Source organism: Rhodopirellula maiorica SM1, assembly GCF_000346295.1.
Taxonomy (GTDB): Bacteria; Planctomycetota; Planctomycetia; order Pirellulales; family Pirellulaceae; genus Novipirellula; species Novipirellula maiorica.
Genome location: NZ_ANOG01000259.1, coordinates 1 through 8,331, shown reverse-complemented (window position 1 = coordinate 8,331; position 8,331 = coordinate 1). Strand labels below are relative to the sequence as shown.

General features: G+C 54.8%; 6 protein-coding genes. 2 read left to right on the top strand and 4 right to left on the bottom strand.

All coding sequences use genetic code 11. The annotated features are described in order from the left end of the window. The 4 genes from RMSM_RS08075 to RMSM_RS08060 form a co-directional block, all read right to left on the bottom strand. Positions 1-416 (bottom strand): substrate-binding domain-containing protein (locus tag RMSM_RS08075; RefSeq protein ID WP_173405110.1); only part of this gene is annotated, 416 nt, incomplete at its 3' end. Positions 417-908: 492 nt separating this feature from the next. Beyond that, positions 909-2,336, bottom strand: a complete 1,428-nt coding sequence (locus RMSM_RS08070; RefSeq protein WP_008694025.1) for an aldehyde dehydrogenase family protein — start codon at positions 2,334-2,336, stop codon at positions 909-911. 310 nt (positions 2,337-2,646) lie between these two features. Beyond that, a complete protein-coding gene (locus RMSM_RS08065) occupies positions 2,647-2,994 on the bottom strand; it encodes a hypothetical protein (protein WP_008694023.1) in 348 nt (115 codons plus the stop codon). A 992-nt stretch (positions 2,995-3,986) separates the two neighbouring features. Continuing rightward, complete coding sequence (locus tag RMSM_RS08060; RefSeq protein WP_008694022.1) at positions 3,987-5,543, bottom strand: mercuric reductase; 1,557 nt, start codon at positions 5,541-5,543, stop codon at positions 3,987-3,989. A 368-nt stretch (positions 5,544-5,911) separates the two neighbouring features. Here RMSM_RS08060 and arsS point away from each other — a divergent pair, with 368 nt between their 5' ends. Both arsS and RMSM_RS08050 read left to right on the top strand, forming a co-directional pair. Further along, positions 5,912-6,964, top strand: coding sequence for an arsenosugar biosynthesis radical SAM (seleno)protein ArsS (gene arsS, locus RMSM_RS08055; RefSeq protein ID WP_008694021.1), 1,053 nt, complete (start codon positions 5,912-5,914; stop codon positions 6,962-6,964). A gap of 244 nt (positions 6,965-7,208) precedes the next feature. Further along, on the top strand, positions 7,209-8,039 hold the full coding sequence (locus tag RMSM_RS08050; RefSeq protein WP_160168258.1) for a DUF547 domain-containing protein: 831 nt from the start codon (positions 7,209-7,211) through the stop codon (positions 8,037-8,039). Positions 8,040-8,331: the final 292 nt, after the last annotated feature.

Sequence of the window (8,331 nt, the reverse complement as noted above, 5' to 3'; positions counted from 1 at the left end):
GACGCGCCTCCGACGTCACGCCAATCACGGATGTCCCCTGTATAGATCGCCGCAATTTGGTTGTTGGTCAGCGATGTGATGGGGTTATCGCGGTGCACGATCACCGCGATGCCATCGCGAGCAATCGTGATGGCGATCAAATCCTGCTCCGCCGGACTCAGTTCGCGGGACACCATTCCGATATCGGCATGGTTGCGGCGAGCGTCGGCGATGCCTCGTGATGAACCACCGCGGCGAACATCGACTTGAATCTCCGGGTGCATTGACTCGAATCGTTCGGCGATCGCCGTCGCCAATGGCGCAATCGTGGTCGAACCCGACAGCCGGAGCGGATGCGTATCGTTTCGGTTACCGCCGATGGAACACGAAGCCAACACCAGCGGCAGCAAGGCTATAACGCTTCGGGCAAAAAACAATGTGCTTTTTAACTGCCCGCCCGTAATCACAACAAATTTCCTTTCACATGAAGACTCTCACATCCATTTAGACTGGCCGTTAGGTGACGGGGATTGCTGCAGGCACACGTAGTGACCACTTGTATCCTGAGCCTACAGCGTGTTCGAAGCCGAAACCGCAAAAAAACAAAGTGCATACGACGTGCCAAATGAGTCGACCTAATGGGGCCGAATGGCACAGCTCAAAATGGCTGTGTCTAACCGCCCATAGAGAGAGCAAGCTGTAAACGGATGTTCCCGAGTCTCTTTTGGACTAATCCACTCCAGCCCCCGGTGACGTTGCAATTGCCGTTGCGGCACGCAACCCGCCGTGCACCCTATAATCCGCGGTACACACCGTCAGAACGGTCAGCCGCGATGAGGATGGTCGATGCAACGTTTCTTCTCGAAAGTGCCGCTGGCCCACTAAGCCGCTGGCCCGCTAGGTCGCTGTCCCGCTAAGCCGTTGGCTTGCTAATTCAGGGTGCGGATGACCAAATTACGAATTTCGGTCATGTCTTCCATCGCAAACGCAATTCCCTCGCGGCCCAGCCCACTGTCTTTCACGCCACCATAAGGCATGTTGTCGACTCGCCACGATGGCACATCGCCAATCACAACCCCGCCGACTTCGAGCGTGTCCCATGCTTGATGCGCCTTGTACAAATCGCGAGTAAAGATGCCCGCCTGCAGACCGAACTTGCTGTGATTCACCTCGGCAAGGGCTTCGCTGAAATCAGTGAACCGACTCAGCACGGCGACTGGTCCAAACGCCTCTTCGCTGCAAATCGTTTGGTCCGCAGGCACGTCTTCCAACAGCGTGGCATCCATCATTGCCCCGTCGCGATTGCCACCGCACAACCGTTTCCCGCCCGCTGCAACCGCTTCGTTGATCCACCGCTCGATCCGCTCGGCTTCATTTTCGGAGATCATGGGACCAATAAACGTCTCTTCGACCTTGGGATCACCCGCGACCAACGCGTTGGTCGCTGCGACCAACGATTCTCGTAGCGAATCATAGATCGCTTCATGGGCAATGATCCGCTGTACCCCGATACAGCTTTGCCCCGATTGGTAAAACGCGCCAAAGACAATTCGTTTCACAGCGTCCTCGAGATCGGCGTCGCGGTCGACGATACAAGCAGCATTGCCGCCGAGTTCGAGGACAACCTTCTTCTTGCCCGCTTTCGATTTAAGCGCCCAACCGACGTCGGGTGATCCGGTAAAGCTGAGCAACTTTAAACGGTCATCGGTCGTAAACAAATCGGCGCCGTCACGTGAACAGGGCAGAATCGAGAACGTGCCTTTGGGCAAATCTGTTTCGGCAAGAACCTCGCCAATGATCAACGCCCCGAGCGGTGTGCGGCTGGCCGGTTTCAACACGAATGGACATCCCACCGCCAAAGCCGGCGCGACTTTGTGTGCTGCTAAATTCAGTGGGAAATTGAAGGGACTGATGAACGAACATGGCCCAATCGGAACGCGTTTCCACATCCCACGATAACCTGCGGCACGAGCCGATATTTCCAGATTCATCAGTTCGCCGCCGATCCGTACCGATTCCTCGGCCGCAATCCGAAATGTGTCGATCAGCCGCGTGACTTCGCCGCGAGCATCGCGGATTGGTTTTCCTGCTTCGATGCACAGCGACATCGCTAATTCATCGGATCGTTCCGTGAATCGTTTCACACAGTGATTTAAAATGGCTTGACGCTCGTAGGGGCGCATCGCCGCCAACGGACCGGCCGCTTCGACACATCCCGCGATCCCGCGGTCGATTGCTGCCGAGTCGGCCAACGCCACCTCGGCGGCAACTTCACCTGAATACTTGTCCAACACCTTCAAGTCGGTATTGGGAGTCTGGGGGTCGTTGCCTAGAAAATAGGGCCAATGGCGCTTCATGATTGTCCTCGAGAGTAAACAGCACACGCGGTCGCGGCACTACGCGGAGTGGCGTCGTGGTCGGGTTATGATAACACCGAAAAACACGGGAAGCATTTTGTAGCGGCACGGCGCGAGCCCAATGCCATCTACTTTGGTAGCGGGACTCGCCAGAGTTCCTGGTGTTTCAGCAGCAAAGATGGGAATTCTGGCGAATCCCACTACTTGAGCATCCTCTAATAGTTGCAAAAGTAGATGGGCTGCTTAACCGGGGCCTCATCATCGGCATTTCGCCACGTCGTGCGTGTGCTGCCACGGTGACCAAGCTGGCCTATTTCAGATCGGCGAGCGTCAGCGGACCCAGAGTCAGATCGGATCGCTGGACCATCGCGTCGACAATGATCGGATTTAAATCGCAGTCCGTCGCGACGACCGAACGCAAGTAGTAATAGCCCGTTCCTGCATCACGAGTCTGCATCTCGTAGACCGCCAAAATCGCGGGAGGATGATGTTCCGGCAATCGCAACAAACGCCACAGCAACCTCAGCGAACTGACCGGCTGTTCAGGGGCGACTGTTTTGATGGCAAGAAACGGCTTCATCGGGACCGCGACCCCATCGATGTGTCCGTCGATCGGTCCGCCGAAAAATTCAACCGCTCGCAAATAATTCGTAGACATCAGCTCATCCCCTCATGACAGTTTGCTTTTTTCGATAAGTGCAATCAATGTGCCATTTCATTAAGTTCGCAAAAGCTAAATAAGCGATCCGTTTGACAGCATGGAATCGGGTTTGCGCCCCGTCATTGCAGCTGCCACTGGCAGGGAATGACGAATGCAAGCGGACGAAGGTTGCTGGTTGATCAAGCGGTCTGTGTCAACACCGCACATGAACGCCCCGCATTTCACTTCGAAACACACGCGTCTCACTTTCGAGCTACCTCGGTCGTCGTGCGAGAAGCATGCCGTGGTTCGGCGGTAAAGTCGGTTATTGCAGAACGGATGGTCTCGTCGTTGATGCGAAGTTGTCCTTGCCGTTCATGCGACGTTGGGGACGGAACACTTAAAGGACATGAACGAGGATAACGAGATCGCCTCGTTCGTAACGCGTTCGTGACGGTAGTGGGGCTGGCGAATTAAACGACTCGTTGCGAGAGTGGTTGCCAATTCCGCTTCCGACCGGGGCGTTTGTAACGTATCGCCACCGAAAAAAAGTATATCGCCTCGGATGTAACCGCTGGTGATGAATCTTGCGCGGCAGCCAAGAAAAATCAAAAAAGTTTGTCTAAGCTCCGCGGGTGCAGCAGGACCAGATCGTCATGTGCGGAAGGAACCGTGGCTAGCGGCTTGTTGATTTGGTCGTACGATGGACTTCCTAGTCCGTCGAATACACCAATGACGGAGGAGGTAGTCCATCAGCCACTCCTTGCCACAGGAAACTTCATTAAATCGACGGCCCGCTAGCGCCAAAGCGCAACGCTGTGAAGCTTTTTTTCGTATAAGGAAAACGCGAATTAGCTGTAGCGAAAGTCGCAGAGACTTTCGGCCGCGCGAGTAAACCCGAAACTCTCTGCGAGTTTCGCTACGAAAAAATGCTTTTCAGCGTTTGTCAAAGCGGCTGACATTCGGAACCGTGGCTAGCGCCAAAGCGGCTAAGATTGGGAAAGACCTGCTTAGCTGCCGACGTTCCATCGTCTCAGCACGTCGAGCGTCCGTTGGCTCCATGGTGTTAATCGTGTGCGGCTGAATTGGTCCCCTAATTTCCGAATTGCCTCGGCTTGCGTCGGATACGGGTGAATCGCAGCACCAATTTTGGACAAGCCGATTCCCGCGGTCATCGCCAGCGTGATTTCTGAGATCATGTCGCCCGCATGTTCCGCGACGATCGTGGCACCGAGAATCTTGTCCGTTCCTTTCTTTGTGATCACCTTCACAAACCCGTCGTCTTGACCGTCCAGGATCGCACGGTCGACGTCGCTCAAGTGCTGGACATAAGTATCTGTTTCAATGCCGGCATCACTCGCGTCCTTTTCGTACATACCAACATGTGCCACCTCCGGCGACGTGTAGGTAGCCCAGGGGATGACCAAGTCGTTCGCCTTTTTTCTGCCGAACGGGCCGATGGCGAACAAAGCATTTTGAATCACGATCCTGGCTTGAAAATCCGCGGCATGCGTGAACTTGTATTTCGAACAAATGTCGCCGGCGGCATAGATGCGAGGGTTCGTCGTTTGTAAATGATCGTTCACCTCGACTCCGGAATCGTCATAAGTGACACCGGCTGCTTCCAAATTCAGTCCCTCAGTGTTCGCCGCACGACCGACTGCAACCAGCAACTGATCGACGACCACCTCTTTGGCTTCGCCCTGCTGCGTGACATGAATGCGAATGCTCGAGTCCTCTTCGGCACTGACTTTCACATCTTTGGCATCCAACAACACATGGACGCCATCCTGATGAAAGTGTTGTTGCACTACGGCGGCCGCATCCGGATCCTCGCGAGGCAGCAGATGTCGACCACGTTCAAACAAAAACACTTCGCTGCCCAATCGAGCGAACGTTTGAGCCATCTCGCTACCGATCGGTCCGCTACCGATAATGCCAAATCGCTTGGGTAATTCGGTCAGCGAAAATAAGTTCTCGTTGGTCAAATACGAAACCGTCTCGAGTCCCGGGATCGGCGGCGCTGACGCGCGAGCCCCCGAGGCGATCACCGCTTTTTTGAAACTCAACTCGCTGATGGTTCCGTCATCGGCAGTCACGTTGAGAGTGTGATCATTAACGAACACTCCACTGCCCAGAAAAACATCGATCCCCATTTCAGTAAACCGCTTCACCGAATCATTGGGGCTGATCTCGGCCCGCAATCGCCGCATCCGCTGCATCGCTTTCGCGAAATCCACCTCGACGCCGTCGGGAACATGCACGCCATAGCGTTCGGCATCACGAACCGTCGCGGCAACTCGCGCCGCCCGAATCACCCCCTTCGAGGGCACACAGCCGACATTCAAGCAATCCCCTCCCATCAATTCTCGCTCGACCAACGCGACACGAGCCCCCAATCCGGCAGCGCCCGCGGCGGTCACCAACCCTGCGGATCCCGCTCCGATCACCACCAAGTGGTAATCGCCGCTTGGTTTCGGATTGACCCAATCAGCCGGATGCACGTTGGCCTGCAGCGTTTGGTTGTGTTCGTCGTGAGGTTGAAGCTGGATCCATTGCGATGACATCGAAGGGACGCTTTTGTTTGATGTGGGGGCGTTGATAAGTTCGCTGTTCGTCGACACGCATTTGACCTATTTTGATAGTTGTACCGTACACACCGATTCGCGGAGCCATCAGTGGCGACATTGATCAGGAGACAGAGGGACGGCGTCGTCGCCAATTTCTTACAACTTGTTTCTCAAACAGATAAATATGCGAACGTTTTCATGCTCCGTCACTTCAATTTGGCGTTTTTCGCGTTTTGCGTGTAAGGAAGACCTTGCCACAGCGTCGTTTATTACCGACGTCAGGTAGTCGACATCGGGTAGTCGTGTTTCACACACGACGGACGCCCTCATTTTCATCCTCGCATCGAAGAGTTCATTGACCGCTCATGCCGCAACCCAAAACATCGCTGCAACATCGAGGCAACCCGCTGGCCAATCCGACGGCACAGTTGGTCGTTCTGACGCCACCGCGTGGCGCTGAAAAGTTCGCGGCGAAGCTAAGCGAATCAGGAGTCAAGCAACTCGCCAGCGATCGAATCGATATCTTGCAAGTCAATATCGGCAAGCTTTGCAACATGACCTGCAGCCACTGTCATGTCGACGCAGGCCCCGATCGGCGCGAAAACATGACGCGTGAAACCGTCGATGCCTGCATCAGCGTGCTGAGGGATCATCCTCAAATCGGAACGCTCGATTTGACTGGGGGCGCGCCAGAGATGAATCCAAATTTCAAGCATTTTGTCCGACACGCAAAGTTGCTCGGCCGGCACGTTATCGATCGCTGCAACTTGACCATTTTGTTGGCCAAGGGGTTTACCGAGATGCCCGAGTTTTTGGCTGAAAACCAAGTTGAAATCGTCGCCTCGTTGCCCTGTTATTTAGAAGAAAACACCGATGCACAACGCGGTGACGGCGCGTTCTCGAAATCGGTCCAAGCATTAAAACGACTCAACGATCTGGGGTATGGCCAACCCGGCAGCGGGCTGATGTTGACACTGGTCTATAACCCCGTTGGCGCCTCTTTGCCGCCAGACCAACAGACGCTCGAAGCTGCGTATCGAAAAGAACTCGACGCTCGCTTTGGAATTCAGTTCAACCGCTTGTTCACGATCACGAACATGCCTGTCAGTCGTTATCTGGAATACTTGGTTCAAACCAACGAGTTTGACACCTATATGCAGAAGCTGGTCGACGCCTACAACCCCGCGGCAATCGACGGATTGATGTGCCGCAACACACTGTCAGTCGGCTGGGATGGCCGGCTATTCGATTGTGATTTCAACCAAATGTTGAACTTGGAAGTGGCCGCCGGCCATCCGATGCATATCCAGGATTTTGACTACGACGCGCTGTCCAAACGCCAGATCGTGCTGGGGCAACATTGTTTTGGCTGCACCGCCGGTGCCGGATCAGGCTGCCAAGGTGCGATCGCCAAGTAGGCACGTGCGATCGCCAGATAAGCACGTGCGATCGCCCAAAAATCGCGTGACGTCCATCCAATATTGCTCGTTTATCACGTCGGTGGCGTCCGTATCCAGTCCAACTTGCCGTTGCACAACGATGCGATTGCTGCGAAAGAGAACGCATCGAAAAAAATTTTAACGCGATGGGCATTCTCTCGTCTGCGGTGTGTCCCAATCCCACAGCACACGGTTTCGTTCACGGATGGCCAAGGAGAATCATATGGTCCACTCACACAGCAAAACGCTCGTTTTTGCCTTGCTTGCAACTCTGGCGGGTGGCATGGCGGTTCATGCCGACTCCCCAATTTTCGTTGGCACCCAAGTCTCATCCCACCTGTCGATGGACCGAATCGATCACTCCGCATGGAATTCGCTGCTTCGCAAGTATGTCGACGCCAACGGCATGGTGAATTACAAGGCACTCAAAGCGTCCGGCAGTGACGTCCAGGTCTTGAACCGTTACTTAAAACAATTGTCGGTCGCTGGCGTGCGTGTTCCATCGTCCAACGATGCAAAGCTTGCGTTTTGGATCAATGCCTACAACGCCGTCACGGTCCATGGAGTACTGCGAGAGTATCCGACCACCAGTATCCGCAATCACACCTCCAAATCGTGGGGATACAACATGTGGAAAGATTTGCAGTTGTATGTCGGAGGCAAGCCCTATTCGCTCGAGCAAATCGAACATGAGGTGCTGCGAGAAATGGACGAGCCTCGTATTCATTTCGCCATCGTGGCTGCCTCGATCGGATGTCCGCGACTGTTAAACGAAGCTTATGTTGCCGATCGAGTCCAGCAGCAACTCGAACTAAATACTCTCGACTTTTTTGCTCGTGCACAGAGCTTTCAATACGATGCATCGCAAGATCAGCTAGAGTTGTCGGCGATTCTCAGCTGGTTTAGTCGAGATTTCGGTGGTACCCAAGCGACAGTACTACAGCGGATCTCGCCTTGGTTACCAAGCGAGGATGCTCGCAACGCCGCGTTACAAAACTCCGCCACGGTGACGTATCTCGAGTACAACTGGAACCTCAACGCCCAGCCGCAGTGACGGTCCCTTGGTCCGGAGAGAGCAACCTCTCGCTTCCGGGCTCCTCACCTCGCACTGCACCCAAATGTGGGATAGGCTTCCAGCCTGTCATCAGGTGGAAGGCCTCGTTTGTCAACGCGTTTGGTAGCGAAACTCGCCAAGAGTTTTGTCAATGTGGGATAGGCTTCTCAGCCTGTCATCGTGTGCAAGGCTTTCCCCGCGTGGTGACCGCTACCGGAATTCACCCGCCCGGCGAAGACGGGAGAGTCGAGAATCGAGCCTTCAGCGAGTTTCTCGGGGAGGGCAACGCGGC